Source organism: Bradyrhizobium icense, assembly GCF_001693385.1.
GTDB lineage: Bacteria > Pseudomonadota > Alphaproteobacteria > Rhizobiales > Xanthobacteraceae > Bradyrhizobium > Bradyrhizobium icense.
This window is the reverse complement of sequence record NZ_CP016428.1, coordinates 589012-611341: the sequence shown is the minus strand read 5'-3', so window position 1 is coordinate 611341 and position 22330 is coordinate 589012. Positions and strand designations below refer to the sequence as shown.

Annotated in this window: 24 protein-coding genes and 2 pseudogenes; 6 read left to right on the top strand and 20 right to left on the bottom strand. The window is 63.9% G+C overall.

Annotated features, from left to right (window positions below):
• Nucleotides 1-11: 11 nt before the first annotated feature.
• From LMTR13_RS02970 to LMTR13_RS02955, 4 genes are read left to right on the top strand one after another with little or no spacing between them, the layout of a single operon-like run.
• Nucleotides 12-767: a F0F1 ATP synthase subunit A gene (locus LMTR13_RS02970; protein ID WP_065726601.1), complete on the top strand. Its 756-nt coding sequence runs from the start codon at nt 12-14 to the stop codon at nt 765-767.
• 57 nt (nt 768-824) lie between these two features.
• The gene (locus LMTR13_RS02965) at nt 825-1055 is read left to right on the top strand and encodes a F0F1 ATP synthase subunit C (protein ID WP_016847054.1); all 231 of its coding nucleotides are present in this window, start codon (nt 825-827) and stop codon (nt 1053-1055) included.
• A 56-nt stretch (nt 1056-1111) separates the two neighbouring features.
• The gene (locus LMTR13_RS02960; RefSeq protein WP_065726600.1) at nt 1112-1675 is read left to right on the top strand and encodes a F0F1 ATP synthase subunit B family protein; all 564 of its coding nucleotides are present in this window, start codon (nt 1112-1114) and stop codon (nt 1673-1675) included.
• A 4-nt stretch (nt 1676-1679) separates the two neighbouring features.
• The gene (locus LMTR13_RS02955; RefSeq protein ID WP_065726599.1) at nt 1680-2165 is read left to right on the top strand and encodes a F0F1 ATP synthase subunit B family protein; all 486 of its coding nucleotides are present in this window, start codon (nt 1680-1682) and stop codon (nt 2163-2165) included.
• A 52-nt stretch (nt 2166-2217) separates the two neighbouring features.
• Here the strand turns inward: LMTR13_RS02955 and LMTR13_RS02950 are convergent, their stop codons facing one another.
• From LMTR13_RS02950 to paoA, 8 genes and pseudogenes are all read right to left on the bottom strand, one after another.
• Nucleotides 2218-2826 (bottom strand): hypothetical protein, encoded by a 609-nt coding sequence (locus tag LMTR13_RS02950; protein WP_065732379.1) that lies wholly within the window; start codon nt 2824-2826, stop codon nt 2218-2220.
• Nucleotides 2827-2961: 135 nt separating this feature from the next.
• Nucleotides 2962-3549 carry a GNAT family N-acetyltransferase gene (locus LMTR13_RS02945; RefSeq protein WP_065726598.1) on the bottom strand — a complete coding sequence of 196 codons (588 nt, stop codon included), beginning with the start codon at nt 3547-3549 and terminating at the stop codon, nt 2962-2964.
• A 22-nt stretch (nt 3550-3571) separates the two neighbouring features.
• On the bottom strand, nt 3572-4861 hold the full coding sequence (locus LMTR13_RS02940) for a M16 family metallopeptidase (protein ID WP_065726597.1): 1290 nt from the start codon (nt 4859-4861) through the stop codon (nt 3572-3574).
• Nucleotides 4858-6276 carry a threonine synthase gene (gene thrC, locus LMTR13_RS02935; RefSeq protein ID WP_065732378.1) on the bottom strand — a complete coding sequence of 473 codons (1419 nt, stop codon included), beginning with the start codon at nt 6274-6276 and terminating at the stop codon, nt 4858-4860. Before thrC ends, LMTR13_RS02940 begins: the two co-directional genes overlap by 4 nt.
• 344 nt (nt 6277-6620) lie before the next feature.
• Nucleotides 6621-6773 (bottom strand): annotated as a pseudogene (locus tag LMTR13_RS42110) (cupin domain-containing protein); the annotation flags it as partial.
• 83 nt (nt 6774-6856) lie between these two features.
• Entirely contained in the window at nt 6857-9061 is a 2205-nt protein-coding gene (gene paoC / locus LMTR13_RS02925) for an aldehyde oxidoreductase molybdenum-binding subunit PaoC (protein ID WP_065726596.1), read from the bottom strand.
• A gap of 16 nt (nt 9062-9077) precedes the next feature.
• Nucleotides 9078-10028 (bottom strand): FAD binding domain-containing protein, encoded by a 951-nt coding sequence (locus tag LMTR13_RS02920; protein WP_065726595.1) that lies wholly within the window; start codon nt 10026-10028, stop codon nt 9078-9080.
• Complete coding sequence (paoA, locus tag LMTR13_RS02915) at nt 10025-10681, bottom strand: aldehyde dehydrogenase iron-sulfur subunit PaoA (RefSeq protein WP_065726594.1); 657 nt, start codon at nt 10679-10681, stop codon at nt 10025-10027. Before paoA ends, LMTR13_RS02920 begins: the two co-directional genes overlap by 4 nt.
• 240 nt (nt 10682-10921) lie before the next feature.
• On the opposite strand from paoA, the pseudogene LMTR13_RS02910 reads away from it, so the two are divergent.
• Nucleotides 10922-11820: pseudogene (locus tag LMTR13_RS02910) on the top strand (LysR family transcriptional regulator).
• A 70-nt stretch (nt 11821-11890) separates the two neighbouring features.
• On the opposite strand, the gene LMTR13_RS02905 reads toward LMTR13_RS02910, so the two are convergent.
• The 3 genes from LMTR13_RS02905 to LMTR13_RS02895 form a co-directional block, all read right to left on the bottom strand.
• Nucleotides 11891-12106, bottom strand: a complete 216-nt coding sequence (locus LMTR13_RS02905; RefSeq protein WP_236843269.1) for a hypothetical protein — start codon at nt 12104-12106, stop codon at nt 11891-11893.
• Between the two features lie 128 nt (nt 12107-12234).
• The gene (locus tag LMTR13_RS02900) at nt 12235-12447 is read right to left on the bottom strand and encodes a hypothetical protein (protein ID WP_065726593.1); all 213 of its coding nucleotides are present in this window, start codon (nt 12445-12447) and stop codon (nt 12235-12237) included.
• Nucleotides 12448-12645: 198 nt separating this feature from the next.
• A complete protein-coding gene (locus tag LMTR13_RS02895; RefSeq protein ID WP_065732376.1) occupies nt 12646-13290 on the bottom strand; it encodes a response regulator transcription factor in 645 nt (214 codons plus the stop codon).
• Nucleotides 13291-13373: 83 nt separating this feature from the next.
• Here LMTR13_RS02895 and LMTR13_RS02890 point away from each other — a divergent pair, with 83 nt between their 5' ends.
• Nucleotides 13374-14726, top strand: coding sequence for a histidine kinase (locus LMTR13_RS02890; RefSeq protein ID WP_065726592.1), 1353 nt, complete (start codon nt 13374-13376; stop codon nt 14724-14726).
• A gap of 2 nt (nt 14727-14728) precedes the next feature.
• On the opposite strand, the gene LMTR13_RS02885 is transcribed toward LMTR13_RS02890, so the two are convergent.
• The 9 genes from LMTR13_RS02885 to coxB all read right to left on the bottom strand — a co-directional run bounded on the left by LMTR13_RS02885 (nt 14729) and on the right by coxB (nt 21943).
• A complete protein-coding gene (locus tag LMTR13_RS02885; RefSeq protein ID WP_065726591.1) occupies nt 14729-15127 on the bottom strand; it encodes a nuclear transport factor 2 family protein in 399 nt (132 codons plus the stop codon).
• A gap of 162 nt (nt 15128-15289) precedes the next feature.
• Nucleotides 15290-16057, bottom strand: a complete 768-nt coding sequence (locus tag LMTR13_RS02880) for an SURF1 family protein (protein ID WP_065726590.1) — start codon at nt 16055-16057, stop codon at nt 15290-15292.
• Nucleotides 16054-16440: a DUF983 domain-containing protein gene (locus LMTR13_RS02875; protein WP_236843268.1), complete on the bottom strand. Its 387-nt coding sequence runs from the start codon at nt 16438-16440 to the stop codon at nt 16054-16056. Before LMTR13_RS02875 ends, LMTR13_RS02880 begins: the two co-directional genes overlap by 4 nt.
• A gap of 137 nt (nt 16441-16577) precedes the next feature.
• Nucleotides 16578-17468, bottom strand: coding sequence for a cytochrome c oxidase subunit 3 (locus LMTR13_RS02870; RefSeq protein WP_065726588.1), 891 nt, complete (start codon nt 17466-17468; stop codon nt 16578-16580).
• A gap of 105 nt (nt 17469-17573) precedes the next feature.
• Nucleotides 17574-18218 carry a cytochrome c oxidase assembly protein gene (locus tag LMTR13_RS02865; protein WP_065726587.1) on the bottom strand — a complete coding sequence of 215 codons (645 nt, stop codon included), beginning with the start codon at nt 18216-18218 and terminating at the stop codon, nt 17574-17576.
• Nucleotides 18219-18223: 5 nt separating this feature from the next.
• Nucleotides 18224-18388, bottom strand: coding sequence for a CoxF protein (locus LMTR13_RS02860; RefSeq protein WP_065726586.1), 165 nt, complete (start codon nt 18386-18388; stop codon nt 18224-18226).
• Nucleotides 18389-18406: 18 nt separating this feature from the next.
• Complete coding sequence (locus tag LMTR13_RS02855; protein WP_065726585.1) at nt 18407-19345, bottom strand: heme o synthase; 939 nt, start codon at nt 19343-19345, stop codon at nt 18407-18409.
• 58 nt (nt 19346-19403) lie between these two features.
• Nucleotides 19404-21023: a cytochrome c oxidase subunit I gene (ctaD, locus tag LMTR13_RS02850; RefSeq protein WP_065726584.1), complete on the bottom strand. Its 1620-nt coding sequence runs from the start codon at nt 21021-21023 to the stop codon at nt 19404-19406.
• Between the two features lie 83 nt (nt 21024-21106).
• A complete protein-coding gene (gene coxB / locus LMTR13_RS02845) occupies nt 21107-21943 on the bottom strand; it encodes a cytochrome c oxidase subunit II (protein WP_065726583.1) in 837 nt (278 codons plus the stop codon).
• Nucleotides 21944-22330 lie beyond the last annotated feature (387 nt).

Below are 22330 nucleotides of genomic sequence, written 5' to 3'. Positions count from 1 at the left end.
GAGCCGCGCGGATGAAAATCGACCCGATCCACCAGTTCAATATCGAACCCCTCTTCACGATCGGCCATATCGGCAACCAAACGATCGCCTTTACCAACTCCTCGCTCTACATGTTCCTCTCGGTAGCGGTGATCTCGCTATTGATGATCGGCGGCATGGCGGGACGGCAACTGGTTCCCGGGCGGCTGCAGTCGATCGCGGAAATCTCCTACGAGTTCGTCGCCTCGACGATCCGCTCTACCGCCGGCGCGGAAGGCATGAAGTTCTTCCCGCTGATCTTCTCGCTGTTCATGTTCATCTGCATCTCGAACCTGATCGGCATCATCCCCTACACCTTCACGGTTTCGAGCCACATCATCGTTACCGCGGCGTTGGCCTTCCTGGTTTTCTTCACCGTCCTGATCTACGGGCTCTACAAGAACGGCTTAAAGTTCTTCAAGATTTTCGTGCCCTCCGGCGTGCCGATCTACATCCTGCCGCTGGTCATGTTCATCGAAATCCTGTCGTTCTTCCTGCGGCCGGTCTCCCATAGCGTACGTCTGTTCGCCAACATGCTGGCCGGCCACATCGCGCTGAAGGTGTTCGCGGGCTTCGTCGCGATGCTCGGCGTGTCGCTCGGCGCGCTCGGCTGGGTCGGTGGCATGCTGCCGCTGGCGCTCACGGTGGCGCTGACCGCGCTCGAGCTCCTGGTCGCGTTCCTGCAGGCCTATGTGTTCGCGATCCTGACCTGCATCTATCTCAACGACGCCATTCATCCGGGACACTAAGCGGTCCGGGGAATTTCCACCCACACCTCTGTCTTACCCCCTCAAGGAGCTATAGAAATGGAACCGGCAGCAGCTAAACTTATCGGCGCGGGCATCGCATGCATCGGCATGGGCGGCGCGGGCGTCGGCGTGGGCATCATCTTCGGCAACTACCTTGCCGCTGCCGTGCGCAATCCTTCTGCAGCCCAGGGCCAGTTCGGCAACCTGATCTTCGGCTTCGCCGTGACCGAAGCGCTCGGCATTTTCTCGCTGCTGATCGCGCTGCTCTTGCTGTTCGTTCCGCTCTGAGCTGCACCCACTCGCGCCGCCTCCGGGCGGCGCGCTGACAGCAACAGGAGACCCCCGTGGCTGAAAAAAGTCCTGGTACCCCGGCCAAGGGCACCGGCGCCCACACCGAAGCCGACGGCGGACACGGCGGAGGATTTCCTCCGTTCGAGTCGAGCACGTTTGCTTCGCAACTGGTGTCGCTCGCCATCGCGTTCGTCGCGCTCTATGTGATCGTGTCCCGCTTTGCGCTGCCACGCGTCGAAAGCGTGATCGACGCACGTCAGAACGCGATCGAGGGCGATCTGGCAGCGGCGCAGAAATTCAAGGACGAGTCGGACGCGGCGCTGAAAGCGTACGAGACCGAACTCGCGTCTGCCCGCACCCGCGCCCAGGCCATCGGCAACGAGACCCGCGAAAAGCTGAATGCGGCCGCGGAAGCCGAGCGCAAGACGCTGGAAGACCAGCTCAGCGCCAAGCTGGCCGCCGCCGAGAAGCAGATCGCTTCGACGCGAGAGGCCGCGATGAGCAATGTTCGCGGCATCGCAGCGGATGCGGCCGGCGCCATCGTCCAGCGACTCACCGGCGTGCTGCCCGACAGCAAGACGGTGTCTAGCGCCGTCGATGCTTCGTTGAAGGGATAGACCAATGTTCACCGAACCGGAAACCTGGGTCGCGATCGCCTTCGTCATCCTGCTGGTGCTGTTTGCCTATCTCGGCATCCACAAAACGGTGCTGACGGCGCTCGATCATCGCGGCGAACGCATCAAGGCCGAACTTGACGACGCCCGCCGTTTGAAAGATGAGGCCGCCAAGCTGCTCGGCGAATACCAGACCCGCCGCGCCAGCGCCGAGCGCGAGGCCGAGGAGATTATCGCCAACGCCAAGGCCGAAGCCGAGCGCATCGCGACCGAAGCCAAGGCCAAGATGGAAGACTTTGTCGCCCGCCGCACCAAGACCGCCGAGAGCAAGATTGCGCTTGCCGAGGCCCAGGCGCTCGCCGATGTCCGCGCCGCCGCCGCCAACGCTGCGGTCGAGGCCGCCTCGACCATCCTGTCGCAGTCGGTCAAGGGCTCGGTCGCCGACGACCTCCTCGCCAAGGGCATTGCCGAAGTTCGCGCCAAGCTGAACTGAGCGCTTTCCACCATCAATCAAAGCCGGCGCGAGACGATCGCGCCGGCTTTTTTTATTGCTTCTTCCTTTTCGGCGCCGGGCGCTCGGGCTTCAGGGCCTGCGGGTCGAACCCGATATAGAAGATGTAGCTGTCGCCGATGGCGCCGGGGGGCGCCGGATAGGTGAGATCTTCGGCCACCAGCGTGAACGGTTCGCTGCCGGTTTCGGTCATGTTGACCGTGGTCTGATAGGCTTTGGTGGCGATGGTCTTCTCGGACACGCCGCCCTGCACGACCGCCACGCGAATCGGAACCTGGACCGAGGGCGGCGCGCCGGCGGGGCCGGCGATGACGCGTCCCTGAATGCCGATCCGGGCGGTGATCACGCCGCCATTGAGGCTGCATTCGCGGGCCATCTTGCTGATCGTTGCCTGGAAGCGCAGGTCGTTGCCGACCGGCTGCTTGCCCGGCGCCCCGACCGCGTAGGTGGAAGCGCCTGACCGGACCGTGACCGGCGGACAGGTCAGATCGCCGGTATCCTGCGGAACTGCCGGCGCAGCGGCGGCCGGCTCTTCGTCCGACTTGCCGCCGAACAGGCTCTTGAAGCGGTCGGTCAGCGATTGCGCCGATGCCGGCGCCGCCATCAGGCAGGCCAGACCGCCCGCGACCGCCGCCACGGCCATCACCCTGGCCAAACGATTGTCACCCATGCGACGTCCCCGAAATCCCATCGTCCCACGTGAATTTGTTCGCGGCGGCGTTATAGCAGCCCAATGGCGGCGAACCCAAGGCACCCAAAAGGCTTAGAAATCAACGGCTCAACCGCGGAAATCCTCGTGCAGCAGGCCGAACAGCAGGTGGTCCTGCCAGATGCCGTTGATGCAGAGATAGCGCCGCGCCAGACCCTCGCGCGTGAAGCCGCATTTCTCCAGCACCCGGATCGACGGCGTATTGGAGGGAATGCAGGCCGCCTCGATGCGGTGCAGATTGAGCTCCCCGAACAGCGTCGGCAGCAGCACCCGCAGCGCCGCCGTCATGTAGCCGCGGTGGGCGTGAGGCTCGCCGACCCAATATCCGATGGTGCCGGCCTGCACGATGCCGCGACGGACATTGGCCAGCGTAATGCCCCCGATCATGGCGCCGTCACGCTCACGGAAGATGATGAAGGGATAGGAGCGGTCGGCGGCAATATCCTCGGCATAGCGGCGCAGCCGGCGACGGAACCCGGCGCGGGTGAGATCGTCCGATGGCCAGATCGGTTCCCATGGCGTCAGATAGGTCCGGCTTTGTTCGCGCAATTGCGCCCATTGCGGGAAGTCCGCCATCTGGGGGGCGCGCAGCAGGAGGCCATGGCCGCGCGGTACGAGCGCAGCCGGTCCGCTGGTTGGCAAACGAAACAGGGCCATGCCCACTCTCTCCCGCCCTACCTCAATGTAGGAGCGTTTTCGCCTTCGGCTTCGTCAATCCTTCCGCAAAAGACACCGCCGTGTCCAGACCCCTTCCGCTGCCAAGCGCGACAACCGCCGGCCGGCTGCGGGACAACAGCGCATGCGCCGCGTTGCGGGTCGATTCGACTGAGACCGCATCGATTCTGGTGACCAGTTCCTCCACCGTCAGCGGACGTCCATAGGCCAGCACGTGCCGCGCAAGCTGTTCGGCCCGGGACGAGCAGCTTTCCAACGCCATCAACAGCCCCGCCTTCATCTGCGCTTTCGCCCGTGCGATCTCGGCTTCGGTCAGGGTTTCGACGGCATCGTTGATGACGTCCACGATCACTTCCATCATCTCCGGCGCGTCGCCGGGATCGGTGCCGGTGTACAGGCCGAAAAAGCCGGTGTCGGTATAAGGCGCATGGAAGGTGTAGATCGAGTAGCACAGGCCGCGCTTCTCGCGCACTTCCTGGAACAGCCGCGACGACATCCCCCCGCCCAGAGTGTTGGTGAAGACCTGCAGCGAGAACAGCGACAGGTCGGTCTGCGGCACGCCTTCGAGCGCCAGCGTCAAATGTGCCTGCTCGAGGTCGCGATGCACCACGCGCGAACCGCCCTTGCCGAACATCGCGGCTTGCGGCTTCGGCGCCGGCGTGGCGTCGAAGCCGGCAAATTTCTGCGCCGCTTCCTCCACCACGCGCTTGTGGTCGACCGCGCCGGCGGCCGCCACCACCATGTCGGGTCCGCGATAATGCGTCGCCAGATAGCCGCGCAGCATGTCGCGATCGAAATTCTTCAGCGTCTTCGCGGTGCCGAGCAGCGACCGGCCCATCGGCTGGTCCGGAAAGCAGAGCTCGTTGAGGTGCTCGAACACGACGTCGTCGGGCGTATCCTGTGCCGCGCCGATCTCCTGCACGATGACGCTCTTCTCGCGCTCGAGTTCGTCCGGCACGAAGGACGGATTGGTGAGGATGTCGGAGAGCACGTCGAGCGCTAGCGGCACGTCGGCCTTCATCACCCGCGCGTAGTAGGCCGTGGTCTCGGTCGAGGTCCCGGCATTGAGGTCGCCGCCGACCGCCTCGATTTCTTCCACGATCTCGCGCGAGGAACGTCGCGTCGTGCCCTTGAACGCCATGTGTTCGAGGAGGTGCGAGATGCCGTGCTCGTTCGGCTCCTCGTCACGGCCGCCGACGCCGGCCCAGACGCCGAGCGCGGCGGTTTCCAGATGCGGCATGGTGTCGGTGACGACGGTCAGGCCGGACGGCAGCTTGGTGACGTCAACGCTCATCCGGCAACTCCCTGCTTCGCGGCGCGGCTGACCGAGCGCACGAATCGCTCCACTTCGGCAGAATCGTTTTTCATCACCGTGATGTGTTCGGATTTGGTCATGAGACCGTCGAGCCAGGCCGGCAGTTGCGGCCGCACGCCGCACGCGGCTTCCACCGCATCGGGGAACTTGGCCGGGTGCGCGGTCGACAGCACGATGTTGGGAATCTTCGAATCCGACGTGTCGCGATCCGCCACCGCCAGCGCCACCGCGGTATGGGGATCGACGAGGTCGCCGATCTCGCGCCAGGCGGCGCGGATCGCGGCCGACGTCTCGGTCTCGTCGGCACGGCCGGCATCGAACTCCTCGCGGATCGCCGCCAGCATGGCATCCGGCAGCACGAAACGTCCGGACTGTTTCAGCGAGGCCATCAGCCGGCGTACGGTGTCGGCGTCGCGGCGGCTGGCCTCGAACAACAGGCGCTCGAAATTCGAGGAGACCTGGATGTCCATCGAGGGCGAAGCGGAGGCGTGAACTTCGCGGACTTCATAGATGCCGGTCTTGAGCGTGCGCGGCAGGATGTCATTGACGTTGGAGGCGATGCGCAGCCAACGCACCGGCAGGCCCATCTTCTTGGCAACGTAGCCCGCGAAGATGTCGCCGAAATTCCCCGTCGGCACGGTGAAATCCACCGTGCGCGCAGGCGCACCGAGCGCCACGGCAGACGTGAAGTAATACACCACCTGGGCGACGATCCGCGCCCAGTTGATCGAATTGACGCCGGACAGCGAGACCGCATCGCGAAAACCGTGATGGTTGAACATCGCTTTCAGGATCGCCTGGCAATCGTCGAAGGTACCTTCGATCGCCAGCGCATGCACATTCGATGCGCCGGTGGTCGTCATCATCCGCCGCTGCACGTCGGAGATACGCCCGTTCGGAAACAGCACCACCAGATCGACATTGTCGAGATTGGCGAAGGCATCGACCGCGGCGCCGCCGGTATCGCCCGAGGTTGCGACCACGATGGTGGTGCGCTGGTTGCGCGTGGCCAGCACGTGATCCATCAGCCGCGATATCAACTGCATCGCGACGTCCTTGAACGCCAGCGTCGGGCCGTGGAACAGCTCCAGCACGAATTGATGGGGACTGACCTGGTTGAGCGGCACCACCGCGGGATGGCGGAACGTGGCGTAGGCCTCGTTCGCCATGCGGCCGAGATCGGAATCGGAAATTTCACCCGCCGCAAACGGCTTGATGACGTCAACGGCGACTTCCCAATAGGGCCGGCCGAAGAAGGAGGCGATGGTCTCGCTCGATAGCTGCGGCCAGACCTCAGGCACGTAGAGGCCGCCGTCGCGGGCGAGCCCTGTCAGCATCACATCGCAGAAACCCAGGACGGGGGCCTCCCCCCGCGTCGAAATATAGCGCGTCAAACCACCCTCCAAAGGCGCAAGCCTTATGCCAAGCCTTTGATATCAATCATAAATTAAGTTTCGCCAAGGGCGAAGCGAAGGGGCACCATAATGGGTTTTGCGGCGAAGGGGAAATGTCATTCAGTCATTCAGGTGCGTTCCCCCTCTCCCGCTTGCGGCTGTTCAGACCGGGGACATGGTGAACGCCGCGTATAAGCTGTCGTCCCCCCGGGAATCAAAAATATTCCGCTTAACACGAGAGGGCCTTGACAAGATTTCTGAAAATCAGAAGTGATTTGACATGACCCGTCTCAGTTGGCCGCCGTTCTTGCCCGGTCGCGTCGGGCACGTAGCTACGCAGGCCATCACGCCCGGTATTGTTCGTCGCTGACCTTCTCCATCCAGGCGACCGCCTTGCCGTCGAGTCGCTCCTGGATGGCGATGTGCGTCATCGCCGTGGTCGGCGTCGCGCCATGCCAGTGCTTTTCGCCCGGTGGAAACCAGACGACGTCGCCCGGGTGATGGCGAGCAGGCGACGTCGCGTAATCATGACGCCTTCCCCTTCATGCTTGCGTTGAGCTTCGGGATACGGAGTTGCGGCTCACCCCACGTCGGGCAGCCGCTCCAGAAGCTTGTCCAGCGTGATCGGATAATCGCGCACGCGTACGCCTGTGGCATTGTAGATTGCGTTGGCGACCGCCGCCGCCACGCCGCAGATGCCGAGCTCGGCGACGCCCTTGGCCTTCATCGGGGACGACATCGGGTCGGTCTCGTCGAGGAAGATCATGTCCTGATGGGGAATGTCGGCGTGAACCGGCACCTCGTAGCCTGCAAGGTCATGGTTGACGAAGAAGCCGGCGCGCTTGTCGACCACGAGTTCCTCCATCAGCGCCGCGCCGACGCCCATCGTCATGGCGCCGATCACCTGGCTCCGCGCCGTCTTCGGATTGAGGATGCGGCCGGCGGCGCACACCGCCAGCATGCGGCGCACGCGGATCTCGGCGGTTGCGACATCGACGCCGACTTCGTCGAAATGCGCGCCGAAGGTCGATTGCTGCTGCTTCTTGTCGAGATCGCCATACTCGATTCCGTCTTCGGCCGTGAGACCGCCCTCGCCCGCAGCCTGCGCCAGCGGCACAGCGCGATTGCCTGCACGCACCTCGCCATCGGCGAACTCGGCCTCCGCCGAATTGAAGCCGAGTTTCTGCGCAACCGCTTCGCGCAGCTTGACGCAGGCGGCATAAACGCCGGCCGTCGAATTGTTGGCGCCCCATTGCCCGCCGGAGCCTGATGACACGGGAAAGGTCGAGTCGCCCAGACGCACCACGACCTTTTCCAGCGGCACGCCCATCATCTCGGCCGCGGTCTGCCCAATGATGGTGTAGCTGCCGGTGCCGATGTCGGTCATGTCGGTCTCGACTGTCACCGTGCCGTTGCTGTCCAGCCGCACGCGAGCGGCCGACTTGGTCAGCAAATTGTTGCGGAACGCAGCGGCGGTGCCGATACCGACCATCCAGCGTCCGTCACGAACCCTACCCGGCTGCGGATTGCGTTTGTTCCAGCCGAAGCGCTCCGCGCCTATCCGCAGGCACTCGGTGAGGCGGCGCTGCGAGAACGGCCGCTCGGACTTTTCCGGATCGACCTGGGTATCGTTGATGATACGGAACTCGATCGGATCGATTCCGAGCCTCTCGGCTATTTCGTCGACCGCGATTTCAAGCGCCATCATGCCCGATGCCTCGCCCGGCGCGCGCATGGCGTTGCCTTCGGGCAAGTTTAGCTCGGCGAGCCGCGTGGCGGTCATGCGGTTGGCGCCGGCATAAAGCAGCCGTGTCTGGGCGACCGCGCCCTCGGACCTGCCGCCGGGCAGATTGCCGGACCACTCTTCATGACCGATGGCCGAGATTTTGCCATCTCGGGCCGCACCGATGCGGATGCGCTGGATCGTTGCGGGGCGATGTGTGGTGTTGTTGAAGACAAAGGGCCGCGGCAGCGCCACCTTCACGGGCCGCCCGGTTGCGCGCGCGCCGAGTGCCGCGAGCAATGCATCCGAACGAACGAACAGCTTCGAGCCGAAGCCGCCGCCGATGAAGGGCGAGATCAGGCGGACGTTCTCCTTCGGAATGTCCAGCGTCTTCGCCACCTCCCCCACTCCCCAGGCGATCATCTGGTTCGAGGTCCAGAGCGTGAGCTTGTCGCCGTTCCAGGCGGCGATCGAGGCATGTGGCTCCATCATCGCATGCGCCTGATCGGGCGTGGTATAAGTGGCGTCGAGTTGAACCGGCGCTGCGGCGAATGCGTCGGCAAAATTACCGACCGCGGTATCGGCCGGACCGCCGAACACGGGCCGGGGCTTGGCAATGTCCTTGACCGCCGCGAGATCGAAAGCGCCATCAGTTCGGACATAGTCGACGCGGACGAGTTCCGCGGCGGCGCGGGCCTGCTCGAAGGTATCGGCAACCACGAGCGCGATCGCCTGGTGATAGTGCTCGATGTCGGGACCGCCGAGCAGCTTCGCGGTGTTGCGGTCACCCTTGCCGAGCTTGCCGGCATTATCGGCCGTGACGATGGCGCGCACGCCGGGTGCCGACTTGGCGGCAGTGAGATCGATCCCGGCGATCCGGCCCTTGGCGATGGCCGAGCCGATCACGTAGCCGTAAGCCGGATTTGAGACGCCCTCATGGTGCTCGTAGGCATAACGGGCGGTGCCCGCGGTCTTGAGAGGACCGTCGATGCGATCGGCGGGCTTGCCGATCACCTTGAGCTGGTCGATCGGATTGGTCGTGGCGGGGGTTTCGAATCTCATGGATCAACCTTTCGGATCAGCCTTTCGCTTCTGCCAGTACGGCGCCCAACGTGCGCTCGGCCAGCGCCAGCTTGAATGCGTTCTCGCGCGTCGGCCTGGCGTCGGCGAGCAACAGTGCGGCGACCGCCTTGGCGCCGCGCGGCATCTGGGCCTCCGCCGCCTCGACACGCCACGGCTTGTGCGCGACGCCGCCGAGCGCAACGCGCCCCGTTCCGTCGCGCTGCACGATCGCAGCCACCGACACCAGTGCGAAGGCGTAGGAGGCGCGGTCACGCACCTTGCGATAGATCTGCTTGCCGCCAACGGGTTTTGGCAGCGTCACCGCCGTGATCAATTCGCCCGGCATCAACGTCGTCTCGATATGCGGCGTATCGCCCGGCAGACGGTAAAATTCGGCAATCGGGATCGTTCGCGTCGCGCCGTCGGGCCGCACGGTTTCGATTCCCGCATCGAGCGCGCGCATCGCCACCGCCATGTCGCTCGGATGGGTCGCGATACAGGCTTCGCTGGCACCAACCACCGCGTGCTGGCGGCTGAAGCCGCCGATCGCGGCACAGCCGCTGCCGGGCTTCCGCTTGTTGCAGGGCTGGTTGGTGTCATAGAAGTATGGGCAGCGCGTCCGCTGCAAGAGATTGCCCGCGGTCGTCGCCCTGTTGCGCAACTGGCCCGACGCACCGGCGACGAGCGCACGCGAGAGCACGGCATAATCGCGCCGCACGCGCGGATCGGCGGCAAGGTCGGTGTTGCGGACCATTGCGCCGACCCGCAAGCCGCCTTCTGCGGTCGCTTCGATTCTATCGAGCGCCAGGCGATTGACATCGATCAGGTGCGAAGGTGTCTCGATCTCGAGTTTCATCAGGTCGAGCAGGTTGGTGCCGCCGGCGATGAATTTGGCATCTGGCCTGCGGATGGCGCTCGCGGCGGCTTCGGCCGGGGTGCGTGCGCGTTCATATGTAAAGGATCTCATGCGGGCCTCCCGGCAACTTCCGATATCGCCTCGGCGATGTTGGAATAGGCGCCGCAGCGGCAGATGTTGCCGCTCATGCGCTCGCGGAGTTCGGCATTGCTGAGTTGCGGCTGTGCGTTGAGGTCGGCGCTGACATGGCTCGGGATGCCGGCCTTGATCTCGTCGAGCACCGCCACCGCCGAGCAAATTAGTCCTGGCGTGCAATAGCCGCATTGGTAGCCGTCATGCTTGACGAACGCGGCCTGCATCGGGTGCATGTTCTCGGGCGTGCCGAGCCCCTCGATGGTCGTGATGCTGTCGCCTTCGTGCATCACGGCGAGCGTCAGACAGGAATTGATCCGCCGCCCGGCTACAATGACCGTGCAGGCGCCGCATTGGCCGTGATCGCAGCCCTTCTTGGTGCCGGTGAGATGCAGGTGCTCGCGCAGCGCGTCGAGCAACGTGGTCCGCGGGTCGAGCGTGATACCACGCGCCGTTCCGTTCACGGTGAAGGAGACTTTCGACAGGGCAGAGATTTCCGCGACGGCAACCTCACCCGGTACTTCAGGGGACTGGGCATTGACGATGGAAGGCGCTGCCGTCAGCACCACCGATGCGGCGCTTCCCGCCAACAGCTTGCGCCGCGATAATTCGAAGTCGCTCGGACTTTTCATGTCGTGTTCCCGTTTGTGCTTTTCGCCCGGATCGCGCTCGCACGGTCTTTACCGACGCCCGCGTGAAACATCCGGTCGCGCTCCTGTAACTGCGCCACGTTTCGGCTGTTCCTGGCCGGCGTTCACGTTTGAAAGAGCGCGAAGGACCGGTGCGAACGGCGCCGAGCCCGACATCTAGCGGCTGCAACCTCGTCCCATTAGATGGCAGAATTGACTTATTCCTATGAACTGGATTCATGAATGGCGCGACAAAACATCAGCGATCTCACCGCGTTCCTCGCGGTGGCGCGCGAAAGGAGCTTCACCCGGGCGGCAGCTCAACTCGGTGTTTCACAGTCTGCGCTCAGTCACACGCTGCGCGGATTGGAGGAACGGCTCGGCTTGCGGCTATTGACACGCACCACGCGCAGCGTCGCGCCGACGGAGGCCGGTGAGCGGCTGCTGCGAACGGTCGGGCCGCGGCTGGAAGAGATCGACGCCGAGCTTTCCGCCCTGACGGAGCTGCGCGACAAGCCTGCCGGCACGATCCGGATTACCGCGGCCGAACACTCGGCGAGCGCAATCCTCTGGCCGGCGCTGCCAAAGCTGCTGCCGCGCTATCCCGACATCAAGGTGGAGCTCGTCATCGACTACGGCCTGACCGACATCGTCGCCGAGCGCTACGACGCCGGCGTTCGCCTCGGCGAGCAGGTGGCAAAGGACATGATCGCGGTGCGCATCGGACCGGACTTCAGCATGGCAGTGGTCGGAGCGCCCTCCTATTTCGCTGGACACCCCAAGCCTGCCAAGCCTCAGGATCTGACCGCCCATAGCTGCATCAACATCCGGTTGCCGACCTATGGCGGGATCTATGCGTGGGAATTCGAGAAGCGCGGGCGCGGACTGAGGGTCCGGGTCGACGGCCAACTGGTGTTCAACAACGTGGTGCTGCGGATGAACGCGGTGCTGGCCGGGCTCGGCCTCGCCTATCTGCCGGAAGACCAGGTGCAGCCATATCTCGTCTCGCCGACGGTCGCCTGATCCGCGTGCTCGCGGACTGGTGTCCGCCGTTTTCAGGCTACCACCTCTACTACCCCAGCCGCCGCCAGGTGACGCCCGCCTTTGCCGTGCTGGTCGAGGCGCTGCGCTACCGGCGCTGATGTTCATTGCCCGGGAAATAAGAAGGGCCGCAAGCGAACCTGCGGCCCTCTCTCCTGGAAGGGTCTGTCGTTAGTTGCTTGTGCAGACCTTCATGGTTTTCATGCTGGTTTCGGCCTCGGTCTTGGTCTTGAACACGCCGTTGTCGACGATCGTTGTCGTCGTGGTGGTCGGCTTGGTATCCACCACCGTGCACTTCTTGGTGGAGGTGTCGCGAACCACATAGAATTCGGCGGCAAGCGCCGGTCCGGCGAACGCCGATGCGCCAATGGCCAGTGTTCCAATCATCAGAAACTTCCTCAAGGTGTCCTCCTCCAGGTTTCCAAATGATGCAACCGGCAATGCGCGAGGAAACCGATTGTTCCTATTTTTCCCGACACATAGGGACGAGCCGTGGGACACGGGTAGCGGTAAAACTATTCATCCGGGAGCCCTTCCAGGCTTTTGAGATATTTGAGCCCCTCGACCGCCAGTAGCTCCGTGTCGGTCTCGCCGGCCATGCAGCGCTGCCGGATAAAGCGCTGGAGTCTGGCACGGCGGGCGTCATTTTCGTCGATACCGCTGTGGATCAACAGGTAGACGCTCCAGGCCCGCGCAAGGGCGGCTTCTACGATATCCGGGCTGTCCATCCAGCTCTCCTTGCAAATGCTCTGCAAGGTTACTTTGCCGATTCTTCCCGTCAACCGTCGCGACTTTGCGTGGGAGCGGATGACCGATTTACCTTGGCCGATGGTTTCAGGAGAGACGCGCGTGACGGCGCGGTGATCCAGCCCAGCGCGGTCACGGCCACCATGGTCGTGGGAGCCTGCGGACCATGCCAATGGCGCTCAGCCGAGCCCCATCTCGACCGCGATCCGGATCAAATCCGAATGGTTCTTGGCGCCAAGCTTCTGCTTGAGCAGCGAGGTGGTGTTGGCCACCGTCTTGTAGGAAATCTCCAGCGCGTCGGCGACCTCGACGATCTTGTCGCCACGGCCCAACAACCGCAGGATTTCCAGCTCGCGCGCCGTCATCTGCGATGCCGGATTGGCCTTGATCGATGCGCCTGAAAACGTCACCGCCTCGGCCAGTTGCGGCGATATGAAATTCTCGCCCGCGGCCACCTTGCGGACGGCGCGCACCAGCATCCGGGGATCGTCACCCTTCGAAACGTAGCCCTGCGCGCCCATCTCGATGGCGCGAACGACGAAAGCCGGATCGTCATTCATGCTGAACATGATGATCCTGGCGTCCGGATCGTCCTTGCGGATGCGCCGCATCAGCTCGAAACCGGAAACGTCAGGAAGCTTGATGTCGATGACCGTGACGTCGGGCTTCCTGGTAACGTAGGCGCGGTGGCCGGACTTGGCGTCGGAGGCCTCCTCGATCTTCACGGAATTGTCCGTGGCGAACAGCGACCGGCAACCCGACAGCACAACCGGATGGTCGTCGACGATCAAGACCTTCGTTGCCGATCTGGCGGAATTCTGCATCATCCATCCCCTTTGGGGATAAATAAGCGGTTGCCAGCATTTGAAAAGAGAAATCTTGGGTTGCGGGAACTAGAATAGTGAAAATGTGGCAAGGGCTTTCTCTTCGAACGCGGTTGTTGCTGCCGCTCGGCTTCATGTTCGTGGCCGCCCTGCTGGCCGGAGCCGCTTCGCTCCAGATCTTTGCCTCCGCGCAACTTGTGGAGGAAACCGAGCCAGGGACTCGCTCGGCCAGAGCGGTCGCGGCGGCGCTCAACGGCGCGCTCCGGACCTCGACCAATCCCCACGCAACCCTCGATGCGTTCGTGCAATCGCTGGGAACGTCCGAAGCAGTCCGGTTTCGGCGCCTCGGGACCGATCTCGACGTTCCCCCTCCCGAGGTGCAAACCCCCTTGGGAACGGTACCCGACTGGTTCGTCCGCCTCCTCGCCATCCCCGAATTTGGGACAGCCTTCCCCGTGATGGTCGAGGGGAAGCAGGTCGGCGACATCGTATTTGCGCCGGACATGTCCGCCGATATCCACGAAAAGTGGGTCGAATTTCTGGCGATCGCCTGCTCCGGAATTACCCTGATGCTGCTGACGGGGGTCATTGCCCACTTCACCGCGCGTTCCGCATTGCAGCCGCTGCAAAACCTGGGCGACGGCCTGACCCGCATGCGAACAGGCGACTACGAACAGCTGATTTCCCCTGCCGGTCCGCCCGAAATCCGCAGGAGCGCGCAGGAAGCCAACGAACTCGCCCGCACCCTCAAGCGCCTCAGCCAGGACAATCGCAGCCTGCTGCGCCGGATCGTGTCGCTGCAAGACAACGAGCGGCAGGACATGGCGCGCGAGCTGCATGATGAGCTCGGGCCGCTTTTGTTCGGGATTCGCGCCAACACGGTGGCGCTGCTGGGATCCATCCCATCCGGCAACGCCGAGTTGAGGAAGGCGGCCGAGGGCATTCTGCAGTCGGTCGAAACATTGCAGCAGGCCAACCGCCGCATCCTGGACCGCCTGCGGCCGCTCTACATTCAGGAGCTCGGCCTGGAGAAGAGCATCCAGACGCTGCTGCAGAATGCGAAGGCGCAGTCGCGTGGCCTCAAGGTGACATCACGGATCGATGCTGATCTGAACGAGGTCGATGGCCTGCTGTCGCAGACCATCTATCGCGTGATCCAGGAGGCGGTGACCAACGTGCTCCGCCATGCCAAGGCGAACGCGATGCATGTCACGGCAGGGATCAACAATGGCGAAGTGATCGTGGAAGTCTCCGACGATGGCATCGGCTTTCCGGCAGATCGGATGTTTGGCCGGGGATTGACCGGAATGCTCGAGCGCGTTCGGGCGCTGAGCGGGACGCTCGAGTTGTTGCGCGAGGCGGGGCGCACCTGCGTTCGCTGCCGGCTTCCGGCGGGCGATTCTGCCTTACATCCGCAACACGCCGGACGGGACTAACGTCAGCCGCCCTCAACGTCGGCAGCTTCCCGGCACAAGGCCCGGCCCGAAGGGGCACAGATGGTCCGCTGGATCTTGCCGTCACGCGAAAAAGTGAATGCGATGCGGACGGGCTCGCCTTCGTGGCTCAGGTAATCAAGCACGACGCCCTCGGCGGTCGGCGTGATTTCCTCGAGCCCGAATGCGGTGGGTGCGATCGCATCGAGACGCGGCCGCCAATAGGCTTCGAGCCCGGCGCGGCCGTCACTGAGCTTGACCTCGCCGCACCGGCATTCGGCCTTCGCGTCATCCGCATAGAGGTCGAGCAATGTCGCGAGGTCGCGATTGCGGCACGCGTCCAACCAATCGATCACTAATGCGACTTGATCGAAATCATCCGCCAATTCCGTGATCGCATCCATGTTGCCACACCTCGTCCCGAGTGCTGACGGGGCTGACGGATTATGGCGATCGTCGTGAATGGACACTGAACGGCCTATGATCCGGAACTCACCGTGGAACCGAAACGATTCTGCGGAACAAAGGTTCCGGCAACTAGTCCGGACGACTACGGGGATGGAACTTCAGGCATGGCGCTGCGCGCGCCACCACACGCCGAACGCGATGACGACTGCAAAGGCCAGCGTGAACCAGGTGATGGCGTATTGCAGGTGATCGTCCTTGAGATGCACGGAAAGCGGCCCGGGCTTCGGAATGCCGTTTTCGGGTGCAGGCGTTTCCAGGTCGACATAGAACGGCGCGACGGCCTTGCCGACCTCGTCCCAGCCGAGCGCGCGCGCCATCGCAAGATGATCGCGGTTGAACCAGAGCCGCTTTGCCATGTTCTCAGGCGGCGTCAGCGTGCCCGCGCTTTCGGGAAAACGCATGTAGCCGGTGAGCTGCACCGGGTCACCGGTGATGAGCCGTCTCACGGCGCGATCCTGCTGGGCGCGGTCCTGCATCGTGTTCTGCACAAAGCCGGTGTTGACCACAATGGTGTTGCCATCGGCGAGACGGGCCGGCAGGAAGGCCCAGGTGCCGGGACCGGAGACGTCCTCGCGCACCGCGGAGCCCGCGCTGTAGACCATAGCATCCGGCAACGGCGCGTAGGTCGCGGTGAAGCTGACGCGGCGGAATTCGTCTTTGGCCGGCGTCAGCGTATTCCATTGCGCCTGCGCCGGCAGCGCCTCGGGCGCGGCGGCGAGCCGCTCGTTCAGCATCGCGATCAGCGCGTGCTTCTCGACCCGGCGCTGCAATTGCCAGATTCCGAGGCCCGCGAAGACCGCCACCATCAACAGCGTGAAGATGGCAAAGCCGGCGACCGCCGGCCGCCGCGACGAAAGGCCGGTCATTTCGGCTCGCGGTCGATCAACCGGCCGGGCGCCGCCTTGTGATGGAATTGCAGCGCGATCAGAAGCGCCTTCATCGAGCGCAGCGGCAGAAGCGTGGTCGCGGCGATCAGCGGCAGCCAGAGCGCCGCATGCAGCCAGAACGGCGGCTGATATCTGACTTCGACGATCAGGGCAGCGGTGACCACGATGGCGCCAGCCAGCATGATGATGAAGATCGCAGGGCCGTCGCCAGAATCGATGAAGGCGTAGTCGAGCCCGCACGCTTCGCAATTCGGGCGCAGGTCGAGGAAGCCCGCGTAGAGCTTGCCCTTGCCGCAACGCGGGCAGCGGCAGGCGAGGCCGCGGAGCGCGCTCTGGGTTAGTGTGGGTTGCGTCTGGTCCATCATCTATTCCATCGATGGGCCCCGGATCGGCAGCGCGGCACGCCGCAACGCGGCGGGCTGCGCAGCATCCGGAGCCTGGAAGAAAGAAAAAGGGGGCGGTCCTTCCGACCGCCCCCTTTTAGCACGTCAAGCCTGCATCAGTGGCCGGCCACGGGCCCCGCGCCGCGGAACCAGACATAGATGCAGATGAACAGGAACAACCACACCACGTCGACGAAGTGCCAGTACCAGGCGGCGAATTCGAAGCCGAGATGCTGCTTCGGCGTGAAGTGGCCGGCATAGGCGCGGAACAGGCAAACCAGCAGGAACACGGTGCCGACCAGCACGTGGAAGCCGTGGAAGCCGGTCGCCATGAAGAAGGTCGCGCCGTAGATGTTGCCGGAGAAGCTGAAGGAGGCGTGGGCGTATTCATAGGCCTGCACGCACGTGAAGGCGGCGCCGAGCAGCACGGTCAGGATCAGGCCGTACTTCAGGCCCTGGCGGTCGTTTTCGAGCAGCGCATGGTGCGCCCAGGTCACTGTCGTGCCCGAGGTCAGCAGAATCAGCGTGTTGAGGAGCGGCAGGTGCCAGGGGTCGAAGGTCTCGATGCCCTTCGGCGGCCAGGTGCCGGGCACGTTGCAGGCGCCGGCAGCCGTGCCCGGACCGCAGCCGAACACCGCGTCGCGGGTGGCGTGGACGGCATCGGCAGGGAACAGTGCGGAATTGAAGAACGCCCAGAACCAGGCGACGAAGAACATCACTTCGGAGGCGATGAACAGGATCATGCCGTAGCGGTGGCTGATCTGCACCACGCGGGTGTGGTCGCCCTTGTACTGGGCTTCGCGGATCACGTCGCCCCACCAGCTCGCCATGGTGTAGAGCACGCCGATGGTGCCGACGCCGAAGACGATCGGGGCGGCGGCGAACATGTGATGCATCCAGGCGATCGCACCCACCGCCATGATGAAGGCCGAGATCGAGCCGACGACCGGCCACGGGCTCGGATCGACGAGGTGGTAGTCGTGGTGCTTCGCGTGCGCCGTAGCCATTGCGGTCTCTCCGTTAGGTGTGCCGTTCCCGTCGGCACGTATTCGTCTCAAATTTCAAATCCGAAATCTCGTCAGATACGCGATCCGGCGGTCATGGGTTTATCGTCACAGGTTTCCCTTGCGCTTGTCGCCTTCGCCGGCTGCGAGCGGCTTCGGCGCCGGTTCGCGCACGGGATAGAAGGTGTAGGACAGCGTAATCGTCTTCAGTGCGTCGTTCTCGCTGTCTTTCGCCAGCGCCGGATCCACGTAGAACACCACGGGCATCTCGCGCTTCTCGCCGGGGCCCATGGTCTGTTCGGTGAAGCAGAAGCAGTTGATCTTCTGGAAATAGGCGCCGACGGTGAGCGGCGCGACGTTGTAGGCGGCAACGCCGGCCGTGGCGCGCGCGGCCTGGTTGGTCACGGTATAGAAGACGGTAACGACCTCGCCGATGCGAACCTCGACCTCGTTCTGCTCGGGCTCGAATTTCCAGGGCAGTCCGGGACCGACATTGGCATCGAACCGCACCGAGATCTTGCGCTCCAGCGGCGCGTCAGACGGCGCCGAAGTCGCAACCTGGGTGGTGCCGTTGAAACCGGTGGCGCGGCAGAACCAGTTGTAGAACGGCACGGCGGCATAGGACGCGCCGACCATCAGCACCACGACGAGGCCGCAGATCGAGGCCACCGCCGCATCGCGCGTCAGCGTACGGCGCGAAGCGACCTTCTCGCCTTCCGCCCTGCCCTCGCTGATCTGCGGCTCGTTCTGCATCTCAATCACAACGGACGGACGAGGACGCCCGGCCCCTTGACCATGGTGACCGCGAAGAACAGCACGACCAGGACGCCGAGCGCGAGCGCAATGGCGATCGAGCGATGACGGCGGCTTCGCTTCTGCGCCTCGGTGAGCACGATTCCATCTGGCTTGCGCTTGTCGTCCATATGCGTTCCATGCGCCCCCTACCCGACCAGAGGTGCGATGGCGCGGATCACGACCTCGAGCAGGAGCGTCGCAAACAGCGCGAACAGATAGAGGATCGAGAAGGCAAACAGCCGGCGGGTGGCGCGGCCCGCCCGCTTGCCCTCGCGGTGGCGGTAGACCTCGATAGCAAGCCACATCATGCCGGCGCCGAGCGCGAGCGAGGTTATGCCGTAGACCGCGTCGAAATAGCCGAGCGGCCAGGGCGCCGCCGCGATCGCGACCAGCACGACCGTGTAGAGCAGGATTTGCAGCCGCGTCGCATCGGGCCCGGCGACCACCGGCATCATCGGAATGCCGGCGCGGGCATAGTCGTCGCTGCGGAACAGCGCCAGCGCCCAGAAATGCGGCGGGGTCCAGAAGAAGATGATGAGGAACAGGAGCACCGGCTCCATCGACAGCGAGCCGGTGGCCGCGGCCCACGCCACCACCGGCGGCAGCGCGCCGGCGGCGCCGCCGATCACAATGTTCTGCGCGGTCGAGCGCTTCAGCCACATGGTGTAGATCACGACATAAAAGAAGATCGTGAACGCCAGCAGCCCGCCGGCGAGCCAGTTGACGAGGACGCCGAGCGTGATCACCGAGAAGAAGGCCAGCGTCAGGCCGAACGCCATCGCTTCCGCGCTCGTGATGCGTCCGCGCGGGATCGGCCGGTTGGCGGTGCGCGTCATCAGAGCGTCGATATCGCCTTCCAGGGCCATGTTCATCGCGCCCGAGGCGCCGGCCCCGACCGCAATGCAGAGGATCGAGGTGAAGGCGATGACCGGATGGACATGGCCCGGCGCAATGACGAAGCCGACCAGCGCGGTGAAGATCACGAGCGACATCACCCGCGGCTTCAACAGCGCGATGTAGTCACCGACATCAGCCTCGGAAATCCGAGGATGAACATCGATGGCGTTATGGTCGACTACCGACAAGATTCATCTCGCTTCACGAAAGCCGCGGCGCGCAATGGTCGCGCGCCGCGAATAACAATCACTGCACGCGCGGCAGCACTTCGAACTGGTGGAAGGGCGGTGGCGACGTCAGCGTCCATTCCAGCGTGGTGGCGCCGGCGCCCCACGGATTGTTGGCAGCCGCCTGCTTCTTCATGAAGGCGTCGACGACGCCGTAGATGAAGATCAGCACACCGAAGCCCGAAATGTACGAGCCGACCGAGGACACCAGGTTCCAGCCGGCGAACGCGTCCGGATAGTCGATGTAGCGGCGCGGCATGCCCGACAGGCCGAGGAAGTGCTGCGGGAAGAACACCAGGTTGACGCCGATGAAGGTGACCCAGAAGTGCAGCTTGCCGATGGTTTCCGAATACATGTAGCCGGACATTTTCGGGAACCAGTAGTACCAGCCCGCGAAGATCGCGAACACCGCGCCCAGCGACAGCACGTAGTGGAAGTGCGCGACCACGTAATAGGTATCCTGCAGCACGCGGTCGACGCCGGCATTCGCCAGCACGACGCCGGTGACGCCGCCGACCGTGAACAGGAAGATGAAGCCGATCGCCCACAGCATCGGCGTGCGGAATTCGATCGAGCCGCCCCACATCGTGGCGATCCAGGAGAAGATCTTCACGCCGGTCGGCACCGCGATCACCATGGTGGCGGCGACGAAATAGGCCTGCGTCGCCGACGACATGCCGACCGTGTACATGTGGTGCGCCCACACCACGAAGCCGATGCCGCCGATCGCGACCATGGCGTAGGCCATGCCGAGATAGCCGAACACGGGCTTGCGCGAGAAGGTCGAGACGATCTGGCTGATCATGCCGAAGCCGGGCAGGATCAGGATGTACACTTCGGGGTGGCCGAAGAACCAGAACAGATGCTGGAACAGTACCGGATCGCCACCACCGTCGGCGGAGAAGAAGGTGGTGCCGAAATTGCGGTCGGTGAGCAGCATGGTGATGGCGCCGGCGAGCACCGGCAGCGACAGCAAGAGCAGGAACACCGTCACCAGGATCGACCAGACGAACAGCGGCATCTTGTGCAGGGTCATGCCCGGCGCGCGCATGTTGAAGATCGTGGTGATGAAGTTGATGGCGCCGAGGATCGACGAGGCGCCGGCAATGTGCAGCGACAGGATCGCGAAGTCGACCGCCGGTCCCGGATGGCCCGAGGTCGACAGCGGCGCGTAGATGGTCCAGCCCGCACCGACGCCGTTGGCGCCCGGTTCACCCTCGACGAAGGTGGACATCAGCAGCAGCGCAAAGGACGCCGGCAGCAGCCAGAACGAGATGTTGTTCATGCGCGGGAACGCCATATCGGGCGCGCCGATCATCAGCGGCACGAACCAGTTGCCGAAGCCGCCGATCATCGCCGGCATCACCATGAAGAAGATCATGATCAGGCCGTGCGAGGTCACGAACACATTGTAGGTGTGGGACTCGTGGAAGAACTGGACGCCGGGATACATCAGCTCGATGCGGATCGCGATCGACATCGCAGCCCCGATGATGCCCGCGAAGATCGCGAAGATAAGGTACATCGTGCCGATGTCCTTATGATTCGTCGAATAGAGCCAGCGCCGCCATCCGGTCGGATTGGCATGCGCATGGTCATCATGGGCGTGATCGTGGTGTGTCGCTGCGGTCGTTGCCATTTTGTAATCCTGCCTTGCAGTCCCTTTGCGGACCTTTTCAGGTCCCGTCGCCCTTGTCCCTTGCTTGTCCCTTGGCCCGCGCCTTACTGCGCGGCCTGGCCGCCAGCCGAGGCGTAGGTGTTCGCCGGGTTGGTCGCATATTTCTTCTTCGCCGCCTCAACCCACTCCGCGAATTCCTGATCGCTCACCACCTTGACCGCGATCGGCATGAAGGCGTGGTCCTTGCCGCACAATTCCGAGCACTGACCGTAATACATGCCGGTTTTGGTCGCCTTGAACCAGGTCTCATTGAGACGGCCGGGGATGGAGTCGATCTTGATGCCGAACGACGGCACCGCGAACGCGTGGATCACGTCGGCGCCGGTGGTCTGGACCCGGATCACCTTGTTGACCGGCACCACCATCTCGTTGTCGACGCCGAGCAGGCGCGGCTGCTTGTCCTGCGCCATCAGCGAGTCGAACTCGAACTTGCCGTTATCCGGATAGGCATAGCTCCAATACCACTGCTTGCCGGTGACCTTGACGGTCAGGTCGGCCTTGGGAACGTCGAGCTGCTGGAACAGGAGGCGGAACGACGGCACCGCGATGCCGACCAGGATCAGCACCGGGATCAGCGTCCAGGCCACCTCGATCAGCGTGTGGTGGGTGGTCCGCGAGGGGACCGGATTGGCCCTGGCGTTGAACTTCACCACCACGATAACGAGCAGCGCCAGCACGAACAGGGTGATCAGCGTGATGATCACCAGCAGCAAATTATGGAAGCTGATGATGTTTTCCATCACCGGGGTGGCGGCCTCCTGCAGCGTGATTTCCCACGGCTTTGGCTGCTGCCCAAAAGCCGTCCCGCCGGAGACGAGCGCCATGCCCGCTACCGCCAACCCCAGCAACCGCCGGCCCATCAGGCCCTTCGACATCTTCATGCCGCTCGCGCTCCTTTAGAAAAAATCCCCAAAGCACTTCCGCCGGATGGCCGGAAATGCCGCACGATCCGCCCTCACAAACGGCCTACCGGAGGTACTTTTGGAAGTACACCTTCGAAAGTACCTGCAACAATGTTGCTGCCGTACCCCGGGCCAGATCGTTAGAACGCGTCGAAATCCAGCCTCTCAAACCATAATTCTAAGGCTCTCGCAATGCAGTAGTGGGGCGCAAAGCCATGCGTCACCTGCTATTCGGCGGACGCCGGATTTTCCCGACAAATCAGGCAAAACCTGCCGTTTGGCAGGCTCGCGCCGCTTGACAGCCCGATTGCCGGATGTAGGCACAGTCACGGCGCTCCCGAGCGATCTGATTCGCTTGGGCCCGGA